Raw genomic sequence first — 1,698 nt, forward strand, 5'->3', positions numbered from 1 at the left:
CGCCCGGTGCCCGCCCGTCCACCGATCCGGACGCCACGCTGACGCTGCCCCGGGTGTCGTCCGCCCGCCCGGACAACGGCCGGGTGGTGTCGCCGGACGAGGTGACAGTGGGCGTGGGCAGCGTCCGGTTCGGCACCTGGCGGCAGGGCGCGGACCACGGCCTGGTGCTGTTCAACGCCCCGCCCGCGGAGTCCGACGAGCGCGGCGTGGCCGTGGCCCGGCAGGGCAGCGCGGTGGTGGTCGTCGAGCGGGACCGCACCCGGCAGAGCGACCTGCGACGCCTGGTGGAGCGGCTGCGCGCCGCCGGGGTCACCCCGCTGGGCTTCGTGCTCACCCGCAACGGCCGGGCCTGAGCGTGTCGGTCACCCGCGCCCCGGCGACCGAACCGCCGCCCGGGGGCCTCCCGGACGCGATCGTGCCCGCGCCGCCACCCGCGCCGCCGCGGCTACCGCTCTGGCCGCTGTCGTTGATGTTCGGCCTGGTGCCGCTCTGGTGGTTGCTCGGCGCGTTCTACCTCGGCTGGCCGCTGCTGGGCGCGTTGCTGTTCGCGTTGCTGCTCACCCGGGGGCGGGTGCCGTTGCCACCGGCGGCCGGCATCTGGCTGCTGTTCCTCGCCATCGTGGTGGTCAGCGCCACCCAACTGGCCTCGCCGGCCTCGCTGCTCACCTTCGCCCTGCGCCTGGCCTTCTACCTGACCGCGCTGGTGGTCGGGGTCTACGTCTACGCCGCCGCTCGGGAACGCGCCAGCCTGGTGGCGGTGCTCACCCCGCTCTGCGCGTTCTGGTTCGGGCTGGTGGCGCTGGGCTGGCTCGGGGTGCTGGTGCCCCGGCTGGCGATGACGACGCCGATGGAGGTGCTGCTGCCCGGCGGGGTGGCCGGCACCCCGTTCATCCAGGACATGGTGCACCTCACCACCGCCGAATACAGCGCCCGCTCGCTCAACCCGATCTACCGGCCCGCCGCGCCGTTCGCGTACACCAACAACTACGGCAGCGCGTACGCCATGACCCTGCCCTGCGTGGTGGCCTTCACCATGCTGCGCCGGCAGGGCATCCTGCGCTGGGCGCTGCTGGCGTCGTTGCCGCTGTCGCTGGCGCCGGCGTTCCTCACCCTCAACCGGGCGATGTTCCTCAGCCTCGGCGCCGGACTGGCGGTGCTCGGGGTGCGGGCCAGCCTGCGCGGCAACGTCCGGGTGGCCGCGTCCATCGTCGGGGTGGTGGTGATCGGAGGGTTGGCCACGTTGTTCATTCCGATCACCGAGCTGATCAACAAACGGGTCGATTCCAGCGACACCAACACCGATCGGCTCTCGCTCTACACCGAGGTGATCCGCCGGGTGCAGGAGTCGCCGTGGCTGGGCTACGGCGCGCCGGTGAACGTCGACACCGTGTCGGCGGCAGCGCCGATCGGCACCCAGGGGCAGCTGTGGATGGTGTTGTTCAGCCACGGCGTACCGGCGCTGGTCTGCTTCCTCGCCTGGTTCGTCGCCGCCGCGGTGATCTGCGCGCGGGCGACCTCGGCGGCCGGGCAGTGGCTGGCGGTGGTGCCGGTGGTCTGCCTCGTGCAGATCCCGTTCTACGGCATGGCGAACCAGAACCTGGCTGTCGCGTTCTTCGCTGTGGCCTTCGCGATGGCGCTCACCGAACGCGAGCGGCTGAGCCGGTCGGCCGGGTCACCGCCGCCGGCCGCGCGGACCAC

General features: G+C 73.1%; 1 protein-coding gene and 1 pseudogene. Both read left to right on the top strand.

Annotated elements, in window-relative coordinates; translation table 11 throughout:
* A pseudogene (locus JM949_RS35765) lies at positions 1–353 on the top strand (lipopolysaccharide biosynthesis protein); the annotation flags it as partial.
* 59 nt (positions 354–412) lie between these two features.
* A partial coding sequence (locus JM949_RS35770; protein ID WP_309232463.1) for an O-antigen ligase family protein occupies positions 413–1,698 on the top strand: 1,286 nt, incomplete at its 3' end.

The organism is Micromonospora tarensis (assembly GCF_016803395.1).
Classification (GTDB): domain Bacteria; phylum Actinomycetota; class Actinomycetes; order Mycobacteriales; family Micromonosporaceae; genus Micromonospora; species Micromonospora tarensis.